The following is a 24,406-nucleotide window of genomic DNA, read 5'->3' as shown; positions in this document are numbered from 1 at the left end:
ACACCCATCAGCAGCCCGCGAAGAAAGCCTTGCGGTCTTCGGCGATCTTGCGCTTCTCGTCCTCGCTTGGCTGGGTACGGCCGAGCAGGATGCCGCGGCGGCGCATGACGGTAAGCTTGCGGTTGATGCTCTCGATTACCTCGTCATGGTCGGGCTTGTTCGCCTCGATTTCCGCCAGCACCTCGGCGCGGATGCTCTCGTAGAGCGGATGCCCCTTTTCGATGCGCCGCACGCCGTATTTTTCGGGCAGGCGGTGCTGGAGGAGGAAGCGCAGCAGCGTGTTGTCGGGCTTGTCCCACGTGCCCAGCATCTTACCGGCCGAAACGATCGGCGTGGGCGTGCCCTGCAATGCCCGCTCGAGCGCGCAATCCTCCAGCCGCTGCACCCCGCGCTCCAGCGCCGCATCCCAGGCGGCCGCAAACCCCTCGGCCCCGGTGCGCGCCCGCAGCTTGTAAAGCGCCTCCATGCTCTTGCCGATGGAGCGCGCCGCCTGCGTGACGATGCCCGTGGCCGCGAGCGTGCTCACGAAGCGGCGCTGTAAGTCCGGCGTAATCGAATTGCGCCGCGGCGCTTCATGGATGAAGGGCGCGAAGGCGAGCAGCGGATCGTCCTCCCCCGGCTCGGGCGCGACATGCGCGACGGCAGAGGTGGCCTGGCGGGCGATTTTGCGGGTGGGGGCGGGGTGGTCCGACACTAAATGGTCCCTCTCTATCTGGCGAAATCACCGAGCCGCAGGCGAGGCAAGGGCGACCGCCCGCCGCGGCTTATGCCGCGAAGCCAAGGAGCGCGGACGCGCTCCGCCCGGCGTTTGAGGGACGAAAACAAAAAACTGCGAAGTAGGAAAATGCTTTCTATCCGGCGAAATCACCGAGCCACAGGCGAGGCATTGCGAAGCAGAACCGGTGAAGCCGGGACATCGGTAGTCGCCCGCCCGAGATTATGTGGCGGCTATGCGGTGCGCCCGGTGCTCAAAACGCTTCTGTGCAAGATGGGGCGGTACAGCGCTAGAAACATTCAGTGGACAAAATGTGTACAAAATGGAGTTGGAATACCTCTGATGCTTGCTATTAAAGAAACATGCCGATTACGAAAAAGTATCGATGCCTCAATTGCGGAGAAAGGTTCGAAGCCGAGGTGCTCACGCTAGAAGAGGATCTGGAATACGAGCGTCACGATAGGCCTCGTAGCCAACTGCGCTGCCCTAAATGTAGACGGGCAGATTGGCGCGAGGGATGGGAGTAAAATGAGGATATTCATCAGCTCGGTCATTTCGGGATTTGAGCAGTATCGAGATGCTGTCGATACAGCCATTCGTTCTTTAGGGCATGAAGTCATACGCGCTGAAGAATTTCCGGCGTCCGATGCCCCATCTCGCGTCGCCTGCTTAAGCGGAGTACGCGATGCCGACTTGGTGGTGCTATTGCTCGGTGAGAGGTATGGGGTAGCTCTCCCTCCAGCGGACGTTGCGCCGACACACGAGGAGTTTTTGGAAGCGAAGGGCGTCAAGCCCATTCTGGTGTTCGTGCAGCAGGGGGTGGAGCGAGAGTCTGCGCAGGAGGCCTTTATTTCCGTCGTCGAATCTTGGGACAAGGGTCGGCATCGAAGGGGGTTTGTCGACGCCGAGGAGTTAAGGTCGGAGGTCACTCGAGCGATACACCAGTACGAGCTAAGTCTGGCTAAAACCCCTGTGAACCCGGACAGTCTTTTCAAGCGGGCTATTCAAATGTGCCAGATCGACAGGGGCCATAGGGGAAGGGGATTCAATGGGCAGTTGACGATAGCCTTGGCTGGCGGGCCAGAAGCCCAAATCTTGCGTCCGCGCGAGCTGGAAAGCGAGCAGTTGGAGGCTGAAATCTCGAAGATGCTTCTTTTTGCACCGCACAGCATTTTCGATAGAACCCTAGGAATAAAGACCCGCAAATTGGGTGGATTGCTTCATTTCCGCCAAGATGACGGAAGGCAATTCGCGATTTCCGAACAAGGGGACCTGATTATTACACTTGGGATCGTTCAGGCGAATAGCGGCATACCATGTGTGATAATTGAAGATGTTGAAGAGGCAGTTAGGCGCTGCTTTCTCCTCGCATCAGATGTACTCGACCTAATCGACAGTGCCCATAAGCTCTCGCGATTTGTAATCGCAATGCGTGCGAGTGATTTGGAATATGCGGCATGGAGGACGCGTGCGGAGCATGCGGCGAGCCCAAATTCGGTCACGCATGCTGCGTTCTTTGCAGGTGGAGAGCCTCGACCTGTGACACTGAGTCCAGCCGACATTCCCCGAGCAGCAATTGGCTATGACGCCAGTATGATGGCGGAAGATTTTGCAGCACTGCTACAGAGGGAAGCTGCGGGTGAACGAAGAGGTTCGGAATGATCCCTGTATCTGCGCTGCAAGCGAAGCTCCTATCCAAAGTCGAGGGCTTGGCGATTGTCATTCCATCTGGAAAATATGATCAGACTTTCTTGGTTGCCGATGCGGACCCAACAGTTGCAATTTTACTCGATGGACCTCATGCTTTCAATGCTTTCCAGTCCTCTTTGGCTGAGAATTGGAAGGGTGCGGTTGTCGAGGGGGTCGATATATACGTGGATCAAAGTTCCATCTATTCTGTCTCGTCCGATGGAGTTAAGTTGGGTTCGATTGTGATTAGTGGAGATCAGCCCAATTTGGTGGCCAACATCAAAGAGGGGCCGTGGACCAGCGTCGAACTCGTTCCCCTTAGGCGGTCACACAACTCTACTGCTGGGGCTCACAGTGAGAAGGTCGGTTTCACTAGCTGGCAGGCCATCCTGCAAGATGGGAACGAGAAGATCGTTGTTTTTGAGCGTTCGACAGTTGAGGACGTTGAGGATTAGTCCCTCTCCCTTGACCAATCCCCCCATTCCCCCTATCTGCGCGCCTATCCAGTGTAGGATTCGTCCAACACCGGTCAGATAGAGCTGAACATTGCCGGACCTGTCCCGGGAGCCTGTCGCTGACGCGATAAGGCTCTTTTCTATTGCAGCGGGGAAACTCGCTCGGGGCATCCGTCAAAGTAACCCGGTGGCCGTGTGGCCGTGGGTGGAGCGTTTCAGGCTCGTGCGATCAAACCGCCCAGGTGCCCGTTTTTGCGGCGTTTAGCGCGGCGTTCGCCCGAACCGAACCACCACCCGCAGTCACTAGTCGTCACCTTCCACGCTTTGACCCTTACGGGTCGGGCATACGGTGAAGAGAAAGAATTCTATGCCGACGATTAACCAGCTGGTCCGCAAGGGCCGCGTTCCGCAGAAGGCCAAGTCCAAGGTCCCTGCGATGGAGCAGAACCCGCAGAAGCGCGGCGTTTGCACACGTGTTTACACGACCACTCCGAAGAAGCCGAACTCGGCTCTGCGTAAGGTTGCCAAGGTTCGCCTGACCAACCAGCGCGAAGTCATCTCCTACATCCCGGGCGAAGGCCACAACCTGCAGGAGCACAGCGTTGTGCTCATCCGCGGCGGCCGTGTGCGCGACCTTCCCGGCGTTCGTTACCACGTCCTTCGCGGCGTGCTCGATACGCAGGGCGTCAAGGATCGCCGCAAATCGCGTTCGAAGTACGGCGCGAAGCGTCCGAAGTAATCCACGGGACTTAGGAGATAATCAATGAGTCGTCGTCGTCGTCCCGAGAAACGGGAAATCCTGCCTGATCCGAAGTTTAACGATCAGATCCTTTCGAAATTCATGAACAACCTGATGTATGACGGCAAGAAGGCCGTCGCTGAAGGTATCGTCTATACCGCACTCGACGTGGTCGAGGAAAAGGCCAAGGCGAACCCGGTCGAGGTGTTCCACACCGCGCTTCAGAACATTGCACCGCAGGTCGAAGTTCGTAGCCGCCGCGTTGGCGGTGCCACGTACCAGGTGCCGGTCGAGGTTCGCCCCGAGCGTGCCCAGGCTCTGGCCATTCGCTGGCTGATCAGCGCTGCGCGCGGTCGTCCGGAAACCACCATGGCTGCCCGTCTCTCGGGCGAGCTGATGGATGCTTCCAACAATCGCGGCAACGCGGTGAAGAAGCGCGAAGATACGCACCGCATGGCGGATGCGAACCGCGCTTTCAGCCACTACCGCTGGTAAGCCGTTCCGCTTGCAGGACCGGGGGAGGGGCGATCCTTCACCCCGGTCTTCAAGTGGGCACAAAGATACCCATATGGGGCGGGAGAATTGCTCTCCTCCATTTACGCTAAGGAAAACCACATGGCTCGCGAATATCCGCTGGAGCGGTACCGCAACATCGGCATCATGGCCCACATCGATGCCGGCAAGACCACCACGACCGAGCGTATCCTTTACTACACCGGCAAGTCCTACAAGATCGGCGAAGTCCATGACGGCGCTGCTACGATGGACTGGATGGAGCAGGAGCAGGAACGCGGCATCACCATCACGTCTGCTGCCACGACCACGTTCTGGCAGAACGAAGACGGCAAGGGCGAAAAGCACCGCATCAACATCATCGACACCCCCGGGCACGTCGACTTCACGATTGAAGTCGAACGCTCGCTGCGCGTGCTCGACGGCGCGGTTGCAGTCTTTGACGGCGTTGCCGGCGTAGAACCGCAGTCCGAAACCGTCTGGCGCCAGGCCGACAAGTACGGCGTTCCGCGGATGTGCTTCATCAACAAGCTCGACCGCACCGGTGCCGACTTCTATTACTGCGTGCAGTCGATCATCGAACGCCTCGGCGCGAAGCCGCTGGTTCTCTATCTCCCGATTGGCGCGGAAAGCGACCTCCAGGGCGTAGTTGACCTCGTCAACATGCGCGGCATCGTGTGGGAAAACGACGGATTGGGCGCAGACTTCAACTACGTTGAAATCCCTGCTGACCTTGCCGACAAGGCTGCCGAATACCGCGAGATGCTGGTTGAGACCGCCGTCGAACTCGACGACGACATCATGGAACAGTACCTCGAAGGCAACGAACCCGATGCGGCCACGCTGAAGAGCCTGATCCGCAAGGGCACCATGGACCGTGCATTCGTGCCCGTGCTGTGCGGCTCCGCGTTCAAGAACAAGGGCGTTCAGCCTCTGCTCGACGCGGTTGTCGACTACATGCCTTCGCCGATCGACGTTCCGGCTATCAAGGGCGTTCTGCCCGACAGCGATGAAGAGCAGACGCGTCCGTCGTCCGACGATGCTCCGTTCTCTGCGCTGGCGTTCAAGATCATGAACGATCCGTTTGTCGGCTCGCTCACCTTCACGCGCATCTACTCCGGCAAGCTGTCCAAGGGCACCGTCCTGAACAGCGTCAAGGAGAAGAAGGAAAAGATCGGCCGTATGCTGCTGATGCATTCGAACAACCGTGAAGACATCGATGAGGCATTCGCCGGCGACATCGTCGCGATTGCGGGTATGAAGGACACGACCACCGGCGATACGCTGTGTGATCCTGCTAACCCGATCATCCTCGAACGCATGGAATTCCCGGAGCCGGTTATCGAGCTTTCGGTGGAACCCAAGACCAAGGCCGACCAGGAAAAGATGGGCGTTGCGCTCAACCGCCTGGCTGCCGAAGATCCGAGTTTCCGCGTTACCACCGACCACGAATCCGGTCAGACGATCATCAAGGGCATGGGCGAGCTTCACCTCGACATCCTCGTCGATCGCATGAAGCGCGAATTCAAGGTCGAGGCGAACGTGGGCGCTCCGCAGGTTGCTTACCGTGAATACCTCGGCAAGCCGGTCGATGTTGACTACACCCACAAGAAACAGTCGGGTGGTTCGGGTCAGTTTGGCCGCGTGAAGGTCAAGGTTACTCCGGGTGAACGCGGTCAGGGTTTCGTCTTCGAAGACGAGATCAAGGGCGGCAACATCCCGAAGGAATTCATTCCGGCAATCGAAAAGGGTTTCCGCGAGCAGGCCGAGAGCGGCTATCTCGTAGGCTTCCCGATCATCGACTTCAGCGTCACGCTGTACGACGGTGCATACCATGACGTCGACTCGAGCGCGATCGCGTTCGAAATCGCTGGCCGTGGCGCAATGCGCGAAGTGTCGGAACGTGCTGGCATCAAGCTGCTGGAACCGATCATGAAGGTTGAAGTCGTTACACCCGAGGATTACCTCGGCGACGTAATCGGCGATCTCAACAGCCGTCGTGGCCAGATCCAGGGCACTGACAGCCGCGGTAACGCACAAGCTGTCGAAGCCACTGTGCCGCTGGCCAACATGTTCGGCTACGTGAACGAACTCCGGTCCTTCACTCAGGGCCGTGCGCAGTACACGATGCAGTTCAGTCACTACGACGAAGTCCCGGCAAGCGTCGCGGCTGAGGTCAAGGAGAAGCTTGCGTAAGGCAGGTTCACAGTCTAGGGGCGGCGCCTGATTCAGCGGGCGCCGTTTCTTCCCGCAGAAATCCGTATTTTTAAGACAGAGGTTATTGCAAAATGGCGAAGGAAAAATTCGAGCGGAACAAGCCGCACTGCAACATCGGCACCATCGGTCACGTTGACCATGGCAAGACCACGTTGACTGCGGCGATCACGAAGGTGATGGCCGAGGTAAACGGCGGTGCAGCGGTTGATTTCGCGAACATCGACAAGGCTCCCGAAGAGCGTGAGCGCGGGATCACCATCTCGACCGCACACGTTGAGTATGAGACCGAAGCACGTCACTATGCTCACGTCGATTGCCCGGGTCACGCCGACTACGTGAAGAACATGATCACCGGTGCAGCCCAGATGGACGGCGCCATCCTGGTTGTGAACGCTGCTGACGGCCCGATGCCGCAGACCCGCGAGCACATCCTGCTTGCACGTCAGGTCGGCGTTCCGGCTCTGGTTGTGTACATGAACAAGGTTGACCAGGTCGACGACGAGGAAATCCTCGAACTCGTTGAACTGGAAGTTCGCGAACTCCTCAGCTCGTATGACTTCGACGGCGACAACATCGCAATCGTCAAGGGTTCGGCTCTGGCCGCTCTTGAAGGTCGTGACGATGAAATCGGCAAGAACTCGATCATCGAACTGATGAAGGCTGTCGACGAGCACATCCCGCAACCCGATCGTCCGGTCGACAAGCCGTTCCTCATGCCGATCGAAGACGTGTTCTCGATCTCGGGCCGTGGTACGGTTGTTACTGGCCGTATCGAAACCGGCGTTGTGAACGTTGGCGACGAGTGCGAAATCGTTGGCATCAAGGACACCACCAAGACGACCGTTACGGGCGTTGAAATGTTCCGCAAGCTGCTTGATCGCGGTGAAGCTGGTGACAACGTTGGTGCCCTGATCCGCGGCGTAGCTCGTGAAGACGTCGAGCGCGGCCAGGTTCTGGCCAAGCCCGGCACCGTCAACCCGCACACCGAGTTCAGCGCAGAAGTCTACGTCCTTTCGAAGGACGAAGGTGGCCGTCACACGCCGTTCTTCGCGAACTACCGTCCGCAGTTCTACTTCCGCACCACGGACGTCACCGGTGAAGTAATCCTTCCCGAGGGCACCGAAATGGTGATGCCGGGCGACAACGTGACCATCCAGGTCAAGCTGATCGCACCGATCGCCATGGACGAAGGTCTGCGCTTCGCAATCCGCGAAGGCGGCCGCACCGTCGGCTCGGGCGTGGTTGCTTCGATCCAGAAGTAAGCTTCGGCTAAAAAACTGGTAGGCCCGTTCTTCCCATTGGGGAGGGCGGGCCTTCCGGTTTCTGGGGCAGTGCTGACGGTCCAGGGCAACGGTTCGTCGCACTCCGGTCACGCCTGTTGGATTAGGCGGAAATCGGGGGTTGCCAGATACGGGTGTCCCCCGTATATGCGCGGCCACAGGCAGAGATTCGTCCCTGCAATTATCGAATTCATGGAAGGTCGCTCGTTCCGGGAAGCCGGGTTCACTGCGAGGCGGACCTTTCTTTTTGTTTGCGGGTCACCCCCGACCCGCTTGGCTCTTTCGCATCGGTGTAGGTAATGGAAGCACAGAATATCCGCATTCGCCTCAAGGCGTTCGACCATCGCGTTCTCGACCAGGCAACTGGCGAAATCGCAGACACCGCGCGCCGGACGGGTGCCCTCATTCGTGGTCCCATTCCCATGCCGACGCGCATCGAGAAGTTCACCGTGAACCGCGGCCCGCACATCGACAAGAAGTCGCGCGAGCAGTTCGAGGTGCGCACCTACAAGCGGTTGCTCGACATCGTGCAGCCCAACGCCCAGACCGTCGACGCGCTGATGAAGCTCGATCTGGCAGCTGGCGTAAACGTGGAAATCAAGCTGGCCTAAGCCGCATGGTTTCAGTCCTCCTGCCGGACTTTAATAGGTGGGAAAGTTAAAGGGCCCCCGAAGGCCCGCCGGATCGAAAGATCAGGCAAGACATCGGGATACCGCCGGACATTAGTTCGGGACTGCGTCCCCCGTCTGCTTCTCTCCTGAGAGGCAATCAGCCCGGACGGGGCGCGCATCATTTCATCGGGCTGGCACGCACCTCGGATGGGCCGGGGTGCCTCTGTTGAGGAGTTTGACGATGCGCACAGGCGTGATCGCAAAGAAAGTCGGGATGACCCGCCTCTTCCAGGAGGACGGACGGCACGTGCCCGTTACCGTTCTTTCCCTGGAAGATTGTCAGGTTACCGCGCATCGCACGCAGGACCGTGATGGCTACATTGGCCTTCAGGTTGGTTCGGGCGAAGCGAAGCAAAAGAACGTAAACAAGCCGCAGCGCGAAGCATTTGCGAAAGCAGAAGTCGCTCTGAAGATGAAGGTCGCGGAATTCCGCCTCGATAGCGAAGAAGGTCTTCTTCCCCTCGGTGCGCGCATTTCGGCTGAGCACTTCATCGCTGGCCAGAAAGTTGACATCACCGGTCACACGCAGGGTAAAGGCTTTGCTGGCGCCATGAAGCGTTGGGGCTTCGGTGGTCTTCGTGCCACTCACGGCGTCTCGGTCTCGCACCGTTCGCACGGTTCGACGGGTAACCGTCAGGATCCGGGCCGCGTGTTCAAGGGCAAGAAGATGGCCGGCCACATGGGCGACCGTCAGCGTACCCAGCAGAACCTCGAAATCGTGCGCACCGACGCCGATCGCGGCCTCCTCTTCGTCAAGGGCTCGGTCCCGGGCGCGAAGAATGGTTGGCTGCTTGTTCGTGACGCTGTGAAAATCACCCCTGCTTCGGAACTTCCGTTCCCGGGTGTGATGCGCCGCAACCAGGACGAGTTTGCTTCGGAAGAAGCGGGCGCAGGTCTGGTCGAGAGTGCCGCTGAACATGAAGTTGGCTTGGAAGTTTCTGCTGATCAGCAGGCTCAGTTGCTCAAAGAGCAGGAAGCTGGCGCCGACAGCGAAGTAACGAAGCAGAATGCTCAGGATGCCCCGGAAACGGATGTACCTGACGCAGATAGCAAGGAGTCCTGATCGTGAAGGTCAAGGTCCAGAAAATCGACGGTAAGGCGTCGGGCGATATCGAGCTGAACGACGATGTGTTCGGTCTCGAGCCGCGTGCCGATATCCTTCACCGCGTTGTGACGTGGCAGCTTGAAAACCGCCGCGGAACCGCACGCCCTACGCGTGAACGTTCGGATGTCGCCCGCACGGGTGCCAAGTTCGGCCGTCAAAAAGGCTCGGGCGGTGCTCGTCACGGCGATCGCGGCGCTCCGATCTTCATCGGTGGTGGTAAGGCTCATGGTGCGCGCAAGCGTGACTTCGAGCAGTCGCTGAACAAGAAGATCCGTGCACTCGGCCTCAAAATGGCCCTGTCGAGCAAGGCGAAGGACGGCCTCGTCGTCGTCGACACGCTTGAGCTCAAGGATGCCAAGACCAAGGTGCTCGTCGGGCACCTGGCCAAGGCAGGTTGGGGCAAGAAGGTGCTGGTGATCGACGGTGACACCGTGAACGACGGTTTCATGAAGGCGGCAGGCAACATTCCTGGTGTCAACGTGATGCCCGCCATGGGCGCCAACGTCTACGACATCCTGAAGCACGACACGCTGGTCCTTACCAAGGACGCTGTCGAAAAGCTGGAGGGCCGTTTCAATGGCTAAAAAGCAGGAAATCGACGCGCGTCACTATGACGTAATCCTTGCTCCGCACATCACCGAGAAGTCGACTATGGCTTCGGAGTATAACGCGGTTGTGTTCAAGGTTGCAGGCGATGCAACCAAGCCGCAGATCAAGGAAGCGGTTGAAGCAATCTACGCTGGTCAGAAGGCCAAGGTTGTTTCGGTCAACACGATCAACGTGAAGGGCAAGACCAAGCGCTGGAGGGGCAAACCCTACAAGCGCAACGACGTGAAAAAGGCGATCGTTACCCTCGCTGAGGGTTCCATGATCGACATCACGGAAGGTGTGAGCTGATGGCACTCAAGAATTACAAACCGACGAGCCCCGCACGCCGCGGCCTTATCCTTGTCGACAAGTCGGGCCTGTACAAAGGCAAGCCCGTCAAGTCGCTCACGGAAGGTAAGCGCAAGACCGGTGGCCGGAATAACAAGGGTCATGTCACTTCGCGTGGCATCGGCGGCGGTCACAAACAGAAGTATCGCTACATCGACTTCAAGCGTCGCAAGTGGGACGTCGAAGGCACCGTGGAGCGGATCGAATACGATCCCAACCGCACCGCTTTCATCGCACTTGTGAAGTATGATGACGGTGAGCAGGCTTACATTCTCGCTCCGCAGCGTCTCGCTGTTGGCGACAAGGTCATTGCTGCAGAAAAGACCGACACCAAGTCTGGCAACGCAATGTTGCTTGGTCAGATGCCGGTTGGCACGATCTGTCACAACGTGGAAATGAAGCCGGGCAAGGGTGGCCAGATCTCCCGCGCTGCAGGTTCCTATGTCCAGTTGGTCGGCCGTGACCGCGGTATGGTCATCGTCAGGCTCAATTCAGGTGAGCAGCGCTATCTGCGTGCCGACTGCATGGGTACTGTTGGTGCTGTGTCCAACCCGGACAATCAGAACCAGAACCTAGGCAAGGCCGGTCGTCGTCGTTGGATGGGCATCAAGCCGCTGACGCGCGGTGTCGCCAAGAACCCCGTCGATCACCCTCATGGTGGTGGTGAAGGTCGCACAAGCGGTGGCCGTCATCCGGTTACCCCGTGGGGCAAGCCGACCAAGGGCGCTCGTACTCGTAACAACAAGCAGACGGACAAGATGATTATCCGTTCGCGCCACGCCAAGAAGAAGAGGTAATCCGACATGGCTCGTTCCGTCTGGAAAGGTCCGTTCGTCGAACTCAGCCTTCTGAAGAAGGCAGAAGAGGCGCAGGACGAAAGCAACGCGAAGCCGATCAAGACCTGGTCGCGTCGCAGCACCATCCTGCCTCAGTTCGTCGGTCTCACGTTTAACGTGTACAACGGCCACAAGTTCATCCCGGTCTCCGTCTCGGAAGAGATGGTCGGCCACAAGCTTGGCGAATTTGCGCCCACGCGCACATTCCCCGGCCATGCTTCTGACAAGAAGGGTAAGCGCTGATGAGCAAGCAGAAAGCTCCCCGCCGTGTCGCTGATAACGAGGCTCTTTCCGTGGGCACCACTATTCGTGGCTCCGCACAGAAGCTTAACCTCGTTGCCGAACTGATCCGCGGGAAGAAGGTCGAAGAGGCCCTCAACATCCTCGCATTCTCGAAGAAGCAGATGGCCAAGGACGCCACGAAGGTTCTCGCTTCGGCGATCGCCAACGCGGAAAACAACCATAACCTCGATGTCGACTCGCTGGTCGTAGCCGAGGCTTCGGTAGGCAAGTCGATTACGATGAAGCGCTTCCACACACGTGGACGCGGCAAGTCGACGCGCATCCTGAAGCCGTTCAGCCGCCTGCGCATCGTCGTCCGCGAGCAGGAGGAGGCGTAAGATGGGCCATAAAAGCAATCCGATCGGTCTGCGCCTGCAGATCAACCGCACCTGGGACAGCCGCTGGTACGCCGAAGGGCGTGATTATGCCAAGCTGCTCAGCGAAGACATCGAGATCCGTAAGTTCATCCTCAAGAATGCAGCCCAGGCTGCAATCTCGAAGGTGGTGATTGAACGTCCGGCCAAGCTGTGCCGTGTTTCGATCTATGCTGCGCGTCCCGGCGTCATCATCGGCAAGAAGGGCGCTGACATCGAAAAGCTGCGCGGCCAGCTTTCGAAGATGACCGACAGCGAAGTGAAGCTGAACATCGTCGAAATCCGCAAGCCGGAAGTCGATGCCAAGCTTGTCGCGCAGGGCATCGCAGATCAGTTGATCCGCCGTGTCGCGTTCCGCCGTGCTATGAAGCGCGCCATGCAGTCGGCCATGCGCCTTGGTGCTGAAGGCATCAAGATCATGTGTGGCGGCCGTCTTGGTGGTGCAGAAATCGCACGTGTAGAACAGTATCGCGAAGGCCGTGTGCCGCTTCATACGCTGCGCGCCAACATCGACTATGCCGAAGCTGAGGCGCTTACCGCCTATGGCATCATCGGCATCAAGGTGTGGATCTTCAAGGGCGAAATTCTCGGCCATGACCCGACCGCGCAGGACCGTCTCATGATGGAATCGCAGACGTCCGGCGTCCGTCCGGCTCGCTGATTGTCAGTATAGGAAAGCACCATGCTGCAACCGAAAAAACATAAGTACCGCAAGGCGTTCAAGGGCAAGATCCATGGCAATGCCAAGGGCGGAACCACGCTGAATTTCGGCTCGTACGGCCTCAAGGCCCTCGAACCGGAGCGTATCACAGCTCGTCAGATCGAAGCGGCTCGCCGTGCGATCACACGCCACATGAAGCGTCAGGGCCGTCTCTGGATCCGCGTTTTCCCGGACGTGCCGGTTTCCAAGAAGCCTGCCGAAGTTCGTCAGGGCAAGGGCAAGGGCTCGGTCGAATACTGGGCTGCTCGCGTAAAGCCGGGCCGCATCCTGTTCGAACTCGACGGTGTTGCCGGGCCGCTGGCAGCCGAAGCATTCAGCCGCGCCGCTATGAAGCTGCCGATCAAAACCAAGGTCGTTGCCCGTCTCGGTGACACCTCGCACCTGGGAGGCGAATAATGAGCAAGATCGAAGATCTGCGTCAGAAGAGCGACGACCAGTTGTCCGAGGAACTGACCAGCCTGAAGCGTGAGCAGTTCAACCTGCGCTTCCAGGCTGCGACGAACCAGCTCGAAGCGCCCGCTCGCATCCGTGAAGTCCGCCGCTCGATCGCCAAGATCAAGACGCTGCAGACCGAGCGCGCCAGCGCCGCTGCCAAGGCTTAAGGAGTAGACCATGCCCAAGCGTATTCTGGTCGGGACAGTCACCTCCGACAAGACCGACAAGACTGTTACCGTGCTCGTCGAGCGTAAGGTGAAGCATCCCCTGTACGGGAAGATCATCCGCCGTTCGAAGAAGTACCACGCACATGATGAGAAGAACGAGTACGCACTCGGCGACATCGTGCGCATCGAAGAGACCAAGCCGATCTCGAAAACCAAGACCTGGTTGGTCAAGGATCGAGTGACGGCAGGCGGAACCCAGGCTGTCGAGGCTAATCTCGAAGTCGAAGCCGCTGGCAACTGAGTTAGACGTTAGGAACTGCCGGGCAATTGTCCCGGCAAGCCAAGAGAAGGAACCGGATCTATGATCCAGATGCAATCCAATCTCGACGTCGCGGACAACAGCGGCGCCAAGCGCGTCCAGTGCATTAAAGTACTGGGCGGCTCCAAGCGCCGCACTGCGTCCGTGGGCGACGTGATCGTGGTTTCCGTCAAGGAAGCCCAGCCGCGCACGAAGGTGAAGAAGGGCGATGTCCATCGCGCTGTCATCGTGCGCACGAGGAAGGACGTACGCCGCCCCGATGGCAGCGTTATCCGCTTCGACAGCAACGCCGCGGTTCTCGTGAACAAAAACGAAGAACCGATCGGTACTCGTATCTTCGGACCGGTGGTTCGCGAACTTCGCGGCCGCGGCTTCATGAAGATCATCTCGCTTGCTCCGGAGGTGCTGTAATGGCTTCCGCTAAGATCAAGAAGGGTGACACGGTCGTCGTTCTGTCCGGCAAGGACAAGGGCAAGACCGGTACGGTTTCGAAAGTGAGCCCCAAGGACGGCAAGATTGTCGTCGAAGGCGTGAACATCGCAGCCCGTCACCGTAAGCCGACCCAGCAGAACCCTCAGGGTGGCATCGACCGCTTCGAAGCACCGATGCACATCTGCAAGGTTGCTGTTGCCGATCCCAAGGATGGCAAGCCCACCCGCGTCCGTTTCGAAGAAAAGGACGGCAAGAAGGTGCGTGTAGCTGTCAAATCTGGGGAGACAATCGATGGCTGATTCCAGCCCCCGTATGAAGCAGCGCTACGACGATCAGATCGTCAAGGCGATGACCGAGAAGTTTGGCTACAAGAACCGTCTTGAAGTGCCCAAGCTGGACAAGATCACACTCAACATGGGTGTGGGCGAAGCCAGCCAGGACAAGAAGAAGGTCCAGACTGCAGCCGAAGAAATGGCACTGATTGCCGGCCAGAAACCGGTCATCACCAAGGCCAAGAAATCGATCGCACAGTTCAAGCTGCGCGAAGGCATGCCGATTGGTGCAAAGGTAACCCTGCGCCGTGAACGCATGTACGAATTCGTCGACCGCCTTGTGACCATCGCAATGCCCCGTATCCGTGACTTTCGTGGGCTCAACCCGAAGTCGTTTGACGGCCGCGGCAACTATGCAATGGGCCTCAAGGAACAGATCATCTTCCCCGAGATCAGCTATGATCAGATCGACAAGGTCCGGGGCATGGATATCATCGTGACAACCACGGCGAAGACCGATGACGAAGCACGCGAATTGCTGCGTCTGTTCGGTTTCCCGTTCCCGGCCGAAGCAAAGCCGGAAGAGCAGGAGGCGGCGTGAGCCGCCTTCCGATCGAGAGATAAGGAAGGAACTTAAGTCCAATGGCGAAACTGAGTTCGATCAACAAGAACGAGCGTCGCAAGAAGCTCGTCAAGCAGTATGCGGATAAGTTCGCAAAGCTGAAAGCGATCGCAGACGACGAAAGCCTCGATGAAGGCGAGCGTTTGATCGCACGTCTCAAGATGGCGGAACTGCCGCGTAACGCGAACCCTACCCGGGTGCGTAACCGCTGCTCCACCACCGGCCGCCCGCGCGGCTATTACCGCAAGTTCGGCCTGAACCGTATCGAACTGCGCGACCTCGGCAACAAGGGCCTGATTCCAGGCCTCACAAAGTCGAGCTGGTGAGGAATCGATAGATGGCTATGACCGATCCCCTGGGTGATATGCTCACCCGTATCCGCAACGGCCAGCAGGCGAAGAAGGACAGTGTCCTTTCGCCCGCTAGCAAGCTGCGTGCAAACGTTCTCGAAGTTCTTCAGCGTGAAGGCTACATCCGTGGCTACACTGAAGACGCGAGCGGCAAGCACCCGGCGCTGCGGATCGAACTGAAATATTTCGAAGGCGAACCGGCTATCAAGCACGTCGCCCGCGTCTCCAAGCCTGGCCGCCGCGTCTATGCGGGTTCGAAAGAACTCCCCATTGTTCGCAACGGCCTTGGCATCACCATCGTTTCGACGCCGCGCGGCGTGCTTTCGGACGCCGAAGCACGTGCCGACAATGTCGGTGGCGAAGTGCTTGCGGAGGTATTCTGATGAGCCGCATCGGTAAGAAACCCGTCACGATCCCCAAAGGGGTCGAGGCCAAGATCGAAGAAGGCGCACTCAGCGTTAAGGGGCCCAAGGGCACTCTTTCCATGGGTCTGTCGGATCTGGTCCAGTACAAGCTGGATGACGGCGAGATTTCGATCACTCCGTCCAACGACACTCGTGCTGCACGCAACCACTGGGGAATGCAGCGTACGCTCGTCGCCAACCTGGTTGAAGGTGTGACCGATGGTTTCACCAAGGTCCTCGAGATCACTGGTGTTGGTTACCGTGCGCAGGCACAGGGCAAGAAGCTCAAGCTTCAGCTCGGTTTCTCGCATGACGTCGATCTCGATGTGCCGGAAGGCATTGAAGTGAAGACGCCTGACCAGACCACCGTCGAAATCAGCGGTAATGACAAGCAGGCCGTGGGTCAGTTTGCGGCAAACGTTCGCAAGTGGCGCAAGCCCGAGCCTTATAAGGGCAAGGGCATCAAGTACCGCGGCGAGTATATCTTCCGCAAGGAAGGGAAGAAGAAGTAAGATGGCAAAGCTTTCCCTTTTTGAACGCCGCCGCCGCCGTGTCCGCACAGCTCTTCGTAGCCGTGCTGGCGGTAAGCCGCGCCTGTCGGTCCATCGCACCGGTAAGCACATCTACGCGCAGATCATCGACGATGCGGACGGCAAGACCGTTGCTGCTGCCTCGACGCTCGGCGCGAAGAGTTCGGGTGCCAATGTCGATGCTGCCAAGCAAGTCGGCAGCGACATCGCTGCCGCCGCCAAGAAGGCCGGTGTCACTACCGTCGTGTTCGATCGCGGTGGTTTCCTGTTCCATGGCCGCGTGAAAGCGCTGGCCGACGCCGCTCGCGAAGGCGGGCTGGAGTTCTGATCATGGCTGACGACAAGAAAACCGAAAACGCTCCTGAAGCAGAAGCTCCCAAGGCCGACGCGAAGGTTGAAGAAACAAAGGTCGAAGCTACGGCTGAAACCGAAACTGCTGTGACCAAGGAAGAGCCGGCTATCGCCGATACTCCTTCCGAAGCTGCTGCCAACCAGAGCCCCGCACAGGGCGCTGAAGGCCAGCCGCGCGGACAGCAAAACGCTCGCGGTAATCGTGGCGGCGGTAGCGGCGGTGGCCGTGGCGGCAACGATCGTGGCCGTGGCGGCCGCGGTGGCCGTGACAACAACCGTCGCGGTGGACGCCAGGAAGAAGACGACGGCATCATCGAGAAGCTCGTCCACATCAACCGCGTCAGCAAGACTGTAAAGGGCGGTAAGCGCTTTGGTTTTGCTGCACTCGTAGTTGTTGGTGACGGTCAGGGCCGCGTCGGCTTCGGCAAGGGCAAGGCCCGCGAAGTGCCGGAAGCGATCAGCAAGGCAACTGCCGCTGCGCGCAAGAAGATGATCCGTGTCTCGCTGAAGGAAGGTCGTACCCTCCATCACGATGGCAATGGTCGCTTCGGTGCCGGCAAGGTTACCGTTCGTACCGCTCCAGCTGGTACCGGCATCATCGCCGGTGGCCCGATGCGTGCCGTGTTCGAAAGCCTGGGCGTTGCAGACGTGGTGACCAAGTCGGTCGGTACTTCGAACCCCTACAACATGATCCGCGCCACCTTTGATGCGCTGCAGGACCAGACTTCGCCGAAGTCGGTTGCGCAGCGTCGCGGCAAGAAGGTCGTCGACCTGCTTGGTCGTGGTGGTGCGTCGGAAGCAGAAGCGAAAGCTGACGCTGCCGCTATCGCGGAGTAAATGAGATGGCCAAGAACAACACCATCAAGATCAAGCAGATCGGTTCGCCGATCCGTCGCCCGGAAAGCCAGAAGAAAATTCTGATCGGCCTGGGCCTCAACAAGATGCACAAGATCGTCGAACGCCAGGACACCCCCGAGGTGCGCGGTGCAGTCGCCAAGGTCCCGCATCTGGTCGAGATCGTCGACTAACTCAGTCGACGGAACAATTTGACGGGAGCGGCCTGCTACGATAGCGGGCCGCTTCCATTTTTTAGCGCGAACAAAAGCGAAAGCGAGTGCAACTATGTCTATCAAACTCAACGAAATCCGTGACAATCCGGGCGCTCGCAAAGAGCGCATGCGTGTCGGCCGTGGTATCGGTTCGGGCAAGGGCAAGACTGCTGGCCGCGGCCAGAAGGGTCAGAAGAGCCGCTCGGGCGTAGCGATCAAGGGCTTCGAAGGCGGCCAGATGCCGCTTCACATGCGTCTGCCGAAGCGCGGTTTCAACAATCCGTTCGGCAAGGATTTTGCCGAAGTGAACCTGGGCATGGTCCAGAAGTTCATCGACGCGAAGAAGCTCGACGGCAAGAAAGACATCGACCACGCAGCGCTCAAGGCAGCTGGTCTTGCCCGCGGTGGCAAGGACGGTGTCCGTCTTCTCGCCAAGGGTGAAATCACTGCGAAGGTCAAGTTTATAGTCGCTGGCGCATCGAAGGGTGCGATCGAAGCGGTCGAGAAGGCTGGCGGCAAGGTCGAAGTACTGCCCAAGGCACAGCCTGAGCACGAAAAGAAGGCCGAACGTGCCGCTGCTAACAAGGCAGCCAAGGCCGACAAGCAAAAGTAATCGATGGAAACAGGGGAGTGGGGGTTCGACATTCGTCCCTCCGCTCCCTATCTGTCCGGTCATAGCCGGGACGGGCCGGCGACAAGCTTAGGATCGAAGACGACCAATGGCATCAAGCGCCGACAGTTTCGCGAGCAATATCAGTCTCGCCAATTTCTCCAAGGCCACTGAGCTCAAGCAGCGCATCTGGTTCACGATCGGTGCGCTGATCGTTTTCCGGTTCCTCAGCTTCGTGCCTCTGCCGGGCATCAACGCCCGCGCGTTGACCCAGCTTGCCGATGTCACCCAGGGTGGCATCATCGACATGTTCAACATGTTCACGGGCGGCAGTCTTGAGCGGATGAGCCTCATCGCGCTCGGCGTCATGCCCTATATTACCGCTTCGATCGTGGTGCAGATGGCCTCAGCCTTGCATCCCACGCTTGCCGCCTTGAAGAAGGAAGGCACGGTCGGACGCCAGAAGCTCAATCAATACACGCGTTACGGCACGGTGCTGCTGTGTTCGATACAGGGCTGGTTCCTGGCCGCAGGCCTCGAGAGCTTCGGCGCCTCCGAAGGGATCGCGGCCGTGGTTGATCCAGGCTACATGTTCCGCATCGGCGCAGTCGTCAGCCTGGTCGGCGGTACGATGTTCCTATTGTGGCTTGGTGAACAGATCACCAGCCGCGGTATCGGCAACGGCGTTTCGCTCATCATCATGGCTGGCATCGTCGCCCAGTTCCCGACCTTCGTCACGAACATGGCGACCGGGTACAGCGAAGGTTCGATCGCTACCGGTATCCTGCTCGGCTTTATCGCCATGGTCGTGGTGCTCATTTACGGCATCAGTTTCTTCGAGCGCGCTCAGCGGCGACTGCTGATCCAGTATCCCAAGCGCGCAACGCAGCGCGGCGGGATGCAGGCAGACCGTTCGCATCTTCCGCTCAAGCTGAACACCGCCGGCGTTATCCCGCCGATCTTTGCCAGCTCGCTCTTGCTGCTGCCGCTGACGATCACGCAGTTCGCCGGAAACTCACTCGACACTGAAAGCAGCTTCGGCGGCGGTGTCCAGACGGTGCTTCAGTATCTCCAGCACGGCCAGCCGCTCTACATGACGCTGTATGGCCTCGGGATCATTTTCTTCTGCTTCTTCTACACTGCGGTTGTATTTAATCCGGAAGAGACGGCAGAGAATCTGAAGAAGAACGGCGGGTTTATTCCCGGCATTCGGCCCGGCAAGCGGACAGAGCAGTATCTCGATTATGTCCTGACACGCATTACGGTGATTGGTGCCATCTACCTGACAATCGTCTGCGTCGTTCCGGAATACATGATCGCGCAAACCGGTATCCCCCTATTCCTTGGCGGTACCAGCTTGCTTATCGTCGTGAACGTGACAGTGGATACGATCAGTCAGATCCAGTCGCATCTGCTGGCACACCAGTACGGCGATCTCATCAAAAAGGCGAAGCTGAAGGGCCGCCTGCGTTAAGTCTTCACCGAGGCGAAGGGGACCCCTCTCGATGGATATCATACTTCTCGGCCCTCCGGGCGCAGGCAAGGGCACTCAGGCCCAACGCCTGGTGGAACATCATGGCATGCGCCAGCTTTCTACCGGCGACATGCTGCGCGCGGCGGTGAAGGCCGGAACTCCGGTTGGGATCAAGGCTAAGGCCGTGATGGATGCGGGCGGGCTTGTTTCCGACGTCATCGTTTCGGAACTGATCGATGCTGAACTGACCGCAATGGGTCCGGATACCGGTGCCATCTTTGATGGCTATCCTAGGACCGAGAAGCAGGCCGAGATGCTTGACCAGCTGTTGGCGAAGCACGGTCGGAGCCTGGACCATGTGATCGAACTGGGCGTCGATGAAGATGCGTTGGTCGCCCGCATTACCGGGCGCTATACCTGCGCAGAATGCGGCACCGGCTATCACGACACTTTCAAGCAGCCGGAAACTCCTGGCAAATGCGACCAGTGCGGGTCGACCGAATTCAAGCGGCGTCCCGACGATAATGAAGAAACGGTCCGCCACCGTATGCAGGTCTACCGCAGCGAAACCGCGCCTATCCTTCCAGGGTACGAAGCTCGCGGAATTGTCTCGCGCGTCGATGGCATGGCTGCGATCGATGATGTCGCCCACGCGATTGATGCACTGCTGGACTGATCAGCCTTTCCAAAAGAGGTTTGCGACCATAGGACCGTCTTCCAGTCAAGGGAGAGTCCTATGCCGCGTTTTCTGATTATCGCTGTTGCCGCCGGGCTGGCAGGATTGGCCGTGCCTGCTTCGGCAGAAGTCGTATCGACCAGCGATAGCGGCTTTGTGACCAAGGCAAGTGCCCAGGTTGCAGCTACGCCTCGCGAAACGTGGATGGCGCTTATCAAACCGTCGGACTGGTGGAATGATGGGCACACTTGGTCAGCTGACGCGTCCAACATGACGCTGGTACCGAGCGCGGGCGGTTGCTTCTGTGAAAAGATCCCGGGCGAGGGTGCCATCCCGCTGGACGGGAGTGCGCAGCACGCTGTTGTGGTCCAGGCGGTTCCCGACCGCGCCTTGCGCCTGCGCGGCGGACTGGGTCCGCTCCAGGCTGTTCCGGCGACCGGAGTGCTCACGATTACGCTTGAGGAAATCGACGGCGGCACTCGTATTTCATGGGAATACAATGTCGGCGGGCCGATGGGCTTTCCGATCGACCAAATTTCCAATGCGGTGGACGGCGTGATGGACCAGCAGCTTGCGGGCCTTCGGGACCATCTCGGTGCGCTGGGCGGTGACGAGGACATTTCCGAATAGCAGCCAGCAGTGCGAACTCCCGAGGACTACAGTGCTTGTCTGTTCTGATAGGCCAATAACCTGTAACTGAATGGATTGCTGCTTTTTGACCTTTTTGCCAATCGGTCGTAGGCAGGGATTGAAACATGGGCGGGACCACCCACATTGGTGGCCCAGTCGTTTGCGCGTGCGGGCTGTTGACCTCTTGGCCGAATCCGCCTAAGCGCGCCTTTCATTCGACACTTTCGGTGAGTCCGGCAGGCGGTAGTCTTTTGCACGCCATCCGGGCTTTTTGCGTTAGTTGCAGCCGCCAGTGTCAGTGAAAACAAGGCGTTGAGATAGGGTCCCGCTTTAAAGGACCTTGTGGAGCATGGAGAATTAAGTGGCTCGTATTGCCGGGGTAAATATCCCCACCAACAAGCGCGTTATTATCGCGCTTACCTACATTCACGGAATCGGCCGGACCAAGGCCGTTGAGATCGCTGACAAGCTTGGTATCGATCACGCTCGCCGCGTTCAGGACCTTTCCGACGAGGAAATCCTGCGCGTTCGCGAAACGATCGACGAAGAGCACATGGTCGAAGGCGACCTTCGTCGCGACACTGCGATGAACATCAAGCGCCTGATGGACCTGCGTTCATACCGCGGCCTTCGTCACCGTGCCGGTCTGCCTGTTCGCGGCCAGCGCACTCACACCAATGCCCGCACCCGCAAGGGTAAGGCCAAGCCGATCGCCGGCAAGAAGAAGTAAGCTCGGATCCAATCCAGGCTTTTACCTTCTTGAGAATATGTAAGGAATTAACATCATGGCACGCGAACCCGGCCGCGTTAAGCGCCGCGACAAAAAGAACATTTCGAGCGGCGTCGCGCACATCAACGCCAGCTTCAACAATACAATGATCACCATCACCGACGCGCAGGGCAATGCTATCAGCTGGTCCAGCGCAGGCGCGATGGGCTTCAAGGGTAGCCGCAAGTCGACTCCCTATGCTGCCCAGGTCGCCGCCGATGATGCCGGCAAGAAGGCCGCCGAACACGGCGTCCGTACGCTGGAAGTCGAAGTGAAGGGCCCGGGTTCGGGCCGTGAGAGCGCACTGCGCGGTCTCGCCGCTGTCGGCTTTACGATCACTTCCATTCGCGATGTTACGCCGATCCCGCACAATGGTGTGCGGCCGTCCAAGCGTCGCCGCGTCTGATCCGTACCTGCCTGGTGGCCCGGTAACGGGTCACCGACATTTTCACGGACCGGACGCTCAGCAAGAGCTCCGGTCCTGCCCGCATCCACACCCAGGGGAAATCCATGTCCGTCAACATCAAGAACTGGCAGGAACTCAAGAAACCCAACACCCTCGACATCAAGGACGGTGGCGACAAGAAGCGTAAGGCAATTTTCGTTGCCGAACCGCTCGAGCGTGGCTTTGGCCTGACGCTCGGCAACGCTCTGCGTCGTGTGCTGCTTTCCTCGCTTCAGGGCGCAGCGATTACCTCGATCAAGATCGAGAACGTGTTGCACGAATTCTCTTCGCTCGCAGGCGTGCGCGAAGACATCACCGACATCGTCCTGAACGTGAAGCAGATCGCGCTCAAGATGGAAGGTGAAGGCACCAAGCGTCTTCAGCTCTCGGCCACTGGCCCGGGCGAAGTGAAGGCAGGCGACATCGCCGTTTCGGGCGATATCGAGGTCATGAACAAGGACCTCGTGATCTGCCACCTCGACGAAGGCGCCACGCTGAACATGGAACTGACCGCTGATACTGGTAAGGGCTATCGTCCCGCCGTGATGAACCGTCCGGTCGATGCACCGATCGGTCTCATCCCGATCGACAGCCTGTATTCGCCGGTCCGTCAGGTCAGCTACAAGGTCGACAACGCCCGCGTTGGCCAGGAACTGGACTACGACAAGCTGTCGCTGACCATCGAAACCGATGGCACGGTCACTCCCGAAGATGCCGTGGCTTACGCTGCACGCATCCTCCAGGATCAGCTGACCCTCTTCGTCCACTTCGAAGATGGCATCCCGCAGCCGACCTCGGCGATGATCGGTCAGGCTGCAGAGCCGCAGGAAAGCGACACGAACCAGCTCAACCGCTACCTTCTCAAGAAGGTGGACGAACTGGAACTGTCGGTCCGTTCGGCAAACTGCCTCAAGAACGACAACATCATCTATATCGGCGACCTGGTCCAGAAGACCGAGGCCGAGATGCTCCGTACGCCGAACTTCGGCCGCAAGTCGCTCAACGAGATCAAGGAAGTCCTGAGCTCGATGGGTCTGCGCCTCGGCATGGACATCCCTGGCTGGCCGCCGGAAAACATCGAGGAAATGGCCAAGAAGCTCGAACAAGAGCTGCTGGGTTAATTACTTAGACGGGGCATAGGCCGGACCCCTTTTTCCGGCCTGTTTCGGGCTACCTCATACGGGCCCCCTACGAACAAAGGACAAGAATATGCGTCATAAGATTTCCGGTCGTAAGCTTCAGCGTAAGACGGGTCACCGTCACGCAATGCTTCGCAACATGGCTGCCGCGCTGATCAAGCACGAGCAGATCATGACCACGCTGCCCAAGGCGAAGGAAATGCGCCCGTACATCGAAAAGCTGATCACGCTGGCAAAGCGTGGCGGTCTTTCGAACCGCCGTCTTGCGATGGCTCGCCTTCAGGACGAAACGCAGCTGAAGAAGCTGTTCGACGTTCTGGCAGAGCGTTATGCTGACCGTGAAGGCGGTTACAGCCGCGTAATCAAGGCTGGCTACCGCGGTAGCGATGCCGCCCAGATGGGTATCATCGAACTGGTCGAGCGCGACGTCGATGCCAAGGGCCAGGACAGCGGTCCGGTTATGGGCGACGAGGAAATGGAAGACGCGTAAGCGTATCCATCACCGAACAATTGAAGGCCGGAGGGGAAACCTTCCGGCCTTTTTGTTTGCGCGCTTGACTTCCGTGTTTGTTTGGCTGACATTTCTGTCATGACAGAAATAAGTGACAGAATCGAGATGTCGCCCTCAATTGCGCGGTTCGTATTGCATTGGGGTGATCTGGGAAGCCAATGGGGCGTGAACCGCTCGGTCGCGCAAATCCATGCGTTGCTGTTCATCTCCGACAAGCCGCTGAACGCCGAACAGATCGCCGCGACGCTCGGGTTGGCAAGGTCCAACGTTTCCAATTCCATCCGCGAACTCCTCGCCTGGAAGCTGATCGAGCGCGCACCATTGCTGGGCGAACGGCGTGACCACTTCACCGCCGAAGAAGATATCTGGGAGATGGCGACCCGGATCGCCAAAGGCCGCAAGGAACGCGAAATTGATCCGGCGGAGGCCGCGCTGAAGCTGTGCAACGCCGAAGCGGCGAACGATCCTGACATCAGCCCTCAAGCGCGCGAGAAACTGGCGGGCATGCTCGAATTCGTGACCACCATGTCGAGCTGGCACGATGAAATGCTGCGCGTGCCCAAACCTGCGCTCATGCGCCTCATCAAAATGGGTTCGGGCGTAGTGAAGCTGATCAACTGGAGGCCTGGCAAAAGTCAGAACTGACACTCTGTTCGCAGATAGGGGAAGCGCAGTGGAAGCACGGAAG

At 58.8% G+C, this 24,406-nt stretch carries 36 protein-coding genes; 35 read left to right on the top strand and 1 reads right to left on the bottom strand.

Annotated features, from left to right (window positions below; translation table 11 throughout):
* Positions 1-7: 7 nt before the first annotated feature.
* The gene (locus K3166_RS07485) at positions 8-694 is read right to left on the bottom strand and encodes a hypothetical protein (RefSeq protein ID WP_247714571.1); all 687 of its coding nucleotides are present in this window, start codon (positions 692-694) and stop codon (positions 8-10) included.
* A gap of 549 nt (positions 695-1,243) precedes the next feature.
* Here K3166_RS07485 and K3166_RS07480 point away from each other — a divergent pair.
* The 35 genes from K3166_RS07480 (at position 1,244) to K3166_RS07310 (ending at position 24,363) form a co-directional block, all read left to right on the top strand.
* On the top strand, positions 1,244-2,377 hold the full coding sequence (locus tag K3166_RS07480) for a DUF4062 domain-containing protein (protein ID WP_221421668.1): 1,134 nt from the start codon (positions 1,244-1,246) through the stop codon (positions 2,375-2,377).
* Positions 2,374-2,859 carry a hypothetical protein gene (locus K3166_RS07475; protein ID WP_221421667.1) on the top strand — a complete coding sequence of 162 codons (486 nt, stop codon included), beginning with the start codon at positions 2,374-2,376 and terminating at the stop codon, positions 2,857-2,859. Before K3166_RS07480 ends, K3166_RS07475 begins: the two co-directional genes overlap by 4 nt.
* Before the next feature lie 367 nt (positions 2,860-3,226).
* Entirely contained in the window at positions 3,227-3,598 is a 372-nt protein-coding gene (gene rpsL, locus K3166_RS07470) for a 30S ribosomal protein S12 (RefSeq protein ID WP_054118152.1), read from the top strand.
* Between the two features lie 24 nt (positions 3,599-3,622).
* Positions 3,623-4,093, top strand: coding sequence for a 30S ribosomal protein S7 (gene rpsG, locus K3166_RS07465; protein ID WP_221421666.1), 471 nt, complete (start codon positions 3,623-3,625; stop codon positions 4,091-4,093).
* A 120-nt stretch (positions 4,094-4,213) separates the two neighbouring features.
* Positions 4,214-6,307, top strand: coding sequence for an elongation factor G (fusA, locus tag K3166_RS07460; RefSeq protein ID WP_221421665.1), 2,094 nt, complete (start codon positions 4,214-4,216; stop codon positions 6,305-6,307).
* A gap of 92 nt (positions 6,308-6,399) precedes the next feature.
* On the top strand, positions 6,400-7,590 hold the full coding sequence (gene tuf, locus K3166_RS07455) for an elongation factor Tu (RefSeq protein ID WP_221421664.1): 1,191 nt from the start codon (positions 6,400-6,402) through the stop codon (positions 7,588-7,590).
* A 317-nt stretch (positions 7,591-7,907) separates the two neighbouring features.
* The gene (rpsJ, locus tag K3166_RS07450; protein ID WP_006831877.1) at positions 7,908-8,219 is read left to right on the top strand and encodes a 30S ribosomal protein S10; all 312 of its coding nucleotides are present in this window, start codon (positions 7,908-7,910) and stop codon (positions 8,217-8,219) included.
* Positions 8,220-8,460: 241 nt separating this feature from the next.
* Positions 8,461-9,342: a 50S ribosomal protein L3 gene (gene rplC / locus K3166_RS07445; protein ID WP_221424011.1), complete on the top strand. Its 882-nt coding sequence runs from the start codon at positions 8,461-8,463 to the stop codon at positions 9,340-9,342.
* A 2-nt stretch (positions 9,343-9,344) separates the two neighbouring features.
* Positions 9,345-9,968: a 50S ribosomal protein L4 gene (gene rplD / locus K3166_RS07440; protein WP_221421663.1), complete on the top strand. Its 624-nt coding sequence runs from the start codon at positions 9,345-9,347 to the stop codon at positions 9,966-9,968.
* Positions 9,961-10,281: a 50S ribosomal protein L23 gene (locus K3166_RS07435; protein WP_221421662.1), complete on the top strand. Its 321-nt coding sequence runs from the start codon at positions 9,961-9,963 to the stop codon at positions 10,279-10,281. The genes rplD and K3166_RS07435 overlap by 8 nt, the downstream gene beginning before the upstream one ends.
* Positions 10,281-11,117, top strand: a complete 837-nt coding sequence (rplB, locus tag K3166_RS07430) for a 50S ribosomal protein L2 (RefSeq protein WP_221421661.1) — start codon at positions 10,281-10,283, stop codon at positions 11,115-11,117. The genes K3166_RS07435 and rplB overlap by 1 nt, the downstream gene beginning before the upstream one ends.
* A gap of 6 nt (positions 11,118-11,123) precedes the next feature.
* Entirely contained in the window at positions 11,124-11,399 is a 276-nt protein-coding gene (gene rpsS, locus K3166_RS07425) for a 30S ribosomal protein S19 (RefSeq protein ID WP_221421660.1), read from the top strand.
* On the top strand, positions 11,399-11,776 hold the full coding sequence (gene rplV, locus K3166_RS07420; protein WP_221421659.1) for a 50S ribosomal protein L22: 378 nt from the start codon (positions 11,399-11,401) through the stop codon (positions 11,774-11,776). Before rpsS ends, rplV begins: the two co-directional genes overlap by 1 nt.
* Position 11,777: 1 nt before the next feature.
* Entirely contained in the window at positions 11,778-12,473 is a 696-nt protein-coding gene (gene rpsC / locus K3166_RS07415) for a 30S ribosomal protein S3 (protein WP_221421658.1), read from the top strand.
* 21 nt (positions 12,474-12,494) lie between these two features.
* Positions 12,495-12,929, top strand: coding sequence for a 50S ribosomal protein L16 (gene rplP / locus K3166_RS07410; RefSeq protein ID WP_221421657.1), 435 nt, complete (start codon positions 12,495-12,497; stop codon positions 12,927-12,929).
* The gene (rpmC, locus tag K3166_RS07405; RefSeq protein ID WP_221421656.1) at positions 12,929-13,135 is read left to right on the top strand and encodes a 50S ribosomal protein L29; all 207 of its coding nucleotides are present in this window, start codon (positions 12,929-12,931) and stop codon (positions 13,133-13,135) included. The genes rplP and rpmC overlap by 1 nt, the downstream gene beginning before the upstream one ends.
* Positions 13,136-13,145: 10 nt before the next feature.
* Positions 13,146-13,436 (top strand): 30S ribosomal protein S17, encoded by a 291-nt coding sequence (rpsQ, locus tag K3166_RS07400; protein ID WP_221421655.1) that lies wholly within the window; start codon positions 13,146-13,148, stop codon positions 13,434-13,436.
* Positions 13,437-13,496: 60 nt separating this feature from the next.
* Entirely contained in the window at positions 13,497-13,865 is a 369-nt protein-coding gene (rplN, locus tag K3166_RS07395) for a 50S ribosomal protein L14 (RefSeq protein ID WP_138615862.1), read from the top strand.
* Positions 13,865-14,185 (top strand): 50S ribosomal protein L24, encoded by a 321-nt coding sequence (gene rplX / locus K3166_RS07390; protein ID WP_221421654.1) that lies wholly within the window; start codon positions 13,865-13,867, stop codon positions 14,183-14,185. The genes rplN and rplX overlap by 1 nt, the downstream gene beginning before the upstream one ends.
* Complete coding sequence (gene rplE, locus K3166_RS07385; RefSeq protein WP_221421653.1) at positions 14,178-14,759, top strand: 50S ribosomal protein L5; 582 nt, start codon at positions 14,178-14,180, stop codon at positions 14,757-14,759. Before rplX ends, rplE begins: the two co-directional genes overlap by 8 nt.
* Before the next feature lie 41 nt (positions 14,760-14,800).
* Positions 14,801-15,106 (top strand): 30S ribosomal protein S14, encoded by a 306-nt coding sequence (rpsN, locus tag K3166_RS07380; protein ID WP_090478779.1) that lies wholly within the window; start codon positions 14,801-14,803, stop codon positions 15,104-15,106.
* An 11-nt stretch (positions 15,107-15,117) separates the two neighbouring features.
* Entirely contained in the window at positions 15,118-15,513 is a 396-nt protein-coding gene (gene rpsH / locus K3166_RS07375) for a 30S ribosomal protein S8 (protein ID WP_221421652.1), read from the top strand.
* On the top strand, positions 15,513-16,046 hold the full coding sequence (rplF, locus tag K3166_RS07370) for a 50S ribosomal protein L6 (RefSeq protein ID WP_221421651.1): 534 nt from the start codon (positions 15,513-15,515) through the stop codon (positions 16,044-16,046). The genes rpsH and rplF overlap by 1 nt, the downstream gene beginning before the upstream one ends.
* Position 16,047: 1 nt before the next feature.
* A complete protein-coding gene (gene rplR, locus K3166_RS07365) occupies positions 16,048-16,392 on the top strand; it encodes a 50S ribosomal protein L18 (RefSeq protein WP_221421650.1) in 345 nt (114 codons plus the stop codon).
* Positions 16,392-17,252: a 30S ribosomal protein S5 gene (gene rpsE, locus K3166_RS13445; RefSeq protein WP_247714784.1), complete on the top strand. Its 861-nt coding sequence runs from the start codon at positions 16,392-16,394 to the stop codon at positions 17,250-17,252. The genes rplR and rpsE overlap by 1 nt, the downstream gene beginning before the upstream one ends.
* A gap of 5 nt (positions 17,253-17,257) precedes the next feature.
* Positions 17,258-17,443, top strand: coding sequence for a 50S ribosomal protein L30 (rpmD, locus tag K3166_RS07355; RefSeq protein ID WP_221421649.1), 186 nt, complete (start codon positions 17,258-17,260; stop codon positions 17,441-17,443).
* Positions 17,444-17,537: 94 nt separating this feature from the next.
* Positions 17,538-18,077 carry a 50S ribosomal protein L15 gene (gene rplO / locus K3166_RS07350; protein ID WP_221421648.1) on the top strand — a complete coding sequence of 180 codons (540 nt, stop codon included), beginning with the start codon at positions 17,538-17,540 and terminating at the stop codon, positions 18,075-18,077.
* A gap of 106 nt (positions 18,078-18,183) precedes the next feature.
* Positions 18,184-19,548, top strand: coding sequence for a preprotein translocase subunit SecY (secY, locus tag K3166_RS07345; RefSeq protein ID WP_221421647.1), 1,365 nt, complete (start codon positions 18,184-18,186; stop codon positions 19,546-19,548).
* 31 nt (positions 19,549-19,579) lie between these two features.
* Positions 19,580-20,224 carry an adenylate kinase gene (locus tag K3166_RS07340; RefSeq protein ID WP_221421646.1) on the top strand — a complete coding sequence of 215 codons (645 nt, stop codon included), beginning with the start codon at positions 19,580-19,582 and terminating at the stop codon, positions 20,222-20,224.
* 60 nt (positions 20,225-20,284) lie between these two features.
* Positions 20,285-20,854 (top strand): SRPBCC family protein, encoded by a 570-nt coding sequence (locus tag K3166_RS07335; RefSeq protein WP_221421645.1) that lies wholly within the window; start codon positions 20,285-20,287, stop codon positions 20,852-20,854.
* A gap of 361 nt (positions 20,855-21,215) precedes the next feature.
* Positions 21,216-21,584, top strand: a complete 369-nt coding sequence (rpsM, locus tag K3166_RS07330) for a 30S ribosomal protein S13 (RefSeq protein ID WP_100259017.1) — start codon at positions 21,216-21,218, stop codon at positions 21,582-21,584.
* A gap of 55 nt (positions 21,585-21,639) precedes the next feature.
* On the top strand, positions 21,640-22,029 hold the full coding sequence (gene rpsK / locus K3166_RS07325) for a 30S ribosomal protein S11 (RefSeq protein ID WP_221421644.1): 390 nt from the start codon (positions 21,640-21,642) through the stop codon (positions 22,027-22,029).
* Positions 22,030-22,133: 104 nt separating this feature from the next.
* On the top strand, positions 22,134-23,189 hold the full coding sequence (locus tag K3166_RS07320) for a DNA-directed RNA polymerase subunit alpha (RefSeq protein WP_221421643.1): 1,056 nt from the start codon (positions 22,134-22,136) through the stop codon (positions 23,187-23,189).
* An 88-nt stretch (positions 23,190-23,277) separates the two neighbouring features.
* Complete coding sequence (gene rplQ, locus K3166_RS07315) at positions 23,278-23,697, top strand: 50S ribosomal protein L17 (RefSeq protein ID WP_221421642.1); 420 nt, start codon at positions 23,278-23,280, stop codon at positions 23,695-23,697.
* Between the two features lie 99 nt (positions 23,698-23,796).
* The gene (locus tag K3166_RS07310) at positions 23,797-24,363 is read left to right on the top strand and encodes a GbsR/MarR family transcriptional regulator (RefSeq protein WP_247714570.1); all 567 of its coding nucleotides are present in this window, start codon (positions 23,797-23,799) and stop codon (positions 24,361-24,363) included.
* The last annotated feature ends 43 nt before the right edge of the window (positions 24,364-24,406 follow it).

Source organism: Qipengyuania psychrotolerans (assembly GCF_019711355.1).
In the GTDB taxonomy this organism is placed as follows: Bacteria; Pseudomonadota; Alphaproteobacteria; order Sphingomonadales; family Sphingomonadaceae; genus Qipengyuania; species Qipengyuania psychrotolerans.
This window is presented reverse-complemented; position numbering and strand designations above follow the sequence as displayed.

Bases quoted from the DNA above. Each gene is read 5' to 3' on its own strand.
- K3166_RS07480 (WP_221421668.1), top strand. From the start codon at position 1,244: ATGAGGATATTCATCAGCTCGGTCATTTCGGGATTTGAGCAGTATCGA.
- K3166_RS07475 (WP_221421667.1), top strand. From the start codon at position 2,374: ATGATCCCTGTATCTGCGCTGCAAGCGAAGCTCCTATCCAAAGTCGAG.
- rpsL (WP_054118152.1), top strand. From the start codon at position 3,227: ATGCCGACGATTAACCAGCTGGTCCGCAAGGGCCGCGTTCCGCAGAAG.
- rpsG (WP_221421666.1), top strand. From the start codon at position 3,623: ATGAGTCGTCGTCGTCGTCCCGAGAAACGGGAAATCCTGCCTGATCCG.
- fusA (WP_221421665.1), top strand. From the start codon at position 4,214: ATGGCTCGCGAATATCCGCTGGAGCGGTACCGCAACATCGGCATCATG.
- tuf (WP_221421664.1), top strand. From the start codon at position 6,400: ATGGCGAAGGAAAAATTCGAGCGGAACAAGCCGCACTGCAACATCGGC.
- rpsJ (WP_006831877.1), top strand. From the start codon at position 7,908: ATGGAAGCACAGAATATCCGCATTCGCCTCAAGGCGTTCGACCATCGC.
- rplC (WP_221424011.1), top strand. From the start codon at position 8,461: ATGCGCACAGGCGTGATCGCAAAGAAAGTCGGGATGACCCGCCTCTTC.
- K3166_RS07435 (WP_221421662.1), top strand. From the start codon at position 9,961: ATGGCTAAAAAGCAGGAAATCGACGCGCGTCACTATGACGTAATCCTT.
- rplB (WP_221421661.1), top strand. From the start codon at position 10,281: ATGGCACTCAAGAATTACAAACCGACGAGCCCCGCACGCCGCGGCCTT.
- rpsS (WP_221421660.1), top strand. From the start codon at position 11,124: ATGGCTCGTTCCGTCTGGAAAGGTCCGTTCGTCGAACTCAGCCTTCTG.
- rplV (WP_221421659.1), top strand. From the start codon at position 11,399: ATGAGCAAGCAGAAAGCTCCCCGCCGTGTCGCTGATAACGAGGCTCTT.
- rpsC (WP_221421658.1), top strand. From the start codon at position 11,778: ATGGGCCATAAAAGCAATCCGATCGGTCTGCGCCTGCAGATCAACCGC.
- rplP (WP_221421657.1), top strand. From the start codon at position 12,495: ATGCTGCAACCGAAAAAACATAAGTACCGCAAGGCGTTCAAGGGCAAG.
- rpmC (WP_221421656.1), top strand. From the start codon at position 12,929: ATGAGCAAGATCGAAGATCTGCGTCAGAAGAGCGACGACCAGTTGTCC.
- rpsQ (WP_221421655.1), top strand. From the start codon at position 13,146: ATGCCCAAGCGTATTCTGGTCGGGACAGTCACCTCCGACAAGACCGAC.
- rplN (WP_138615862.1), top strand. From the start codon at position 13,497: ATGATCCAGATGCAATCCAATCTCGACGTCGCGGACAACAGCGGCGCC.
- rplX (WP_221421654.1), top strand. From the start codon at position 13,865: ATGGCTTCCGCTAAGATCAAGAAGGGTGACACGGTCGTCGTTCTGTCC.
- rplE (WP_221421653.1), top strand. From the start codon at position 14,178: ATGGCTGATTCCAGCCCCCGTATGAAGCAGCGCTACGACGATCAGATC.
- rpsN (WP_090478779.1), top strand. From the start codon at position 14,801: ATGGCGAAACTGAGTTCGATCAACAAGAACGAGCGTCGCAAGAAGCTC.
- rpsH (WP_221421652.1), top strand. From the start codon at position 15,118: ATGGCTATGACCGATCCCCTGGGTGATATGCTCACCCGTATCCGCAAC.
- rplF (WP_221421651.1), top strand. From the start codon at position 15,513: ATGAGCCGCATCGGTAAGAAACCCGTCACGATCCCCAAAGGGGTCGAG.
- rplR (WP_221421650.1), top strand. From the start codon at position 16,048: ATGGCAAAGCTTTCCCTTTTTGAACGCCGCCGCCGCCGTGTCCGCACA.
- rpmD (WP_221421649.1), top strand. From the start codon at position 17,258: ATGGCCAAGAACAACACCATCAAGATCAAGCAGATCGGTTCGCCGATC.
- rplO (WP_221421648.1), top strand. From the start codon at position 17,538: ATGTCTATCAAACTCAACGAAATCCGTGACAATCCGGGCGCTCGCAAA.
- secY (WP_221421647.1), top strand. From the start codon at position 18,184: ATGGCATCAAGCGCCGACAGTTTCGCGAGCAATATCAGTCTCGCCAAT.
- K3166_RS07340 (WP_221421646.1), top strand. From the start codon at position 19,580: ATGGATATCATACTTCTCGGCCCTCCGGGCGCAGGCAAGGGCACTCAG.
- K3166_RS07335 (WP_221421645.1), top strand. From the start codon at position 20,285: ATGCCGCGTTTTCTGATTATCGCTGTTGCCGCCGGGCTGGCAGGATTG.
- rpsK (WP_221421644.1), top strand. From the start codon at position 21,640: ATGGCACGCGAACCCGGCCGCGTTAAGCGCCGCGACAAAAAGAACATT.
- K3166_RS07320 (WP_221421643.1), top strand. From the start codon at position 22,134: ATGTCCGTCAACATCAAGAACTGGCAGGAACTCAAGAAACCCAACACC.
- rplQ (WP_221421642.1), top strand. From the start codon at position 23,278: ATGCGTCATAAGATTTCCGGTCGTAAGCTTCAGCGTAAGACGGGTCAC.
- K3166_RS07310 (WP_247714570.1), top strand. From the start codon at position 23,797: ATGACAGAAATAAGTGACAGAATCGAGATGTCGCCCTCAATTGCGCGG.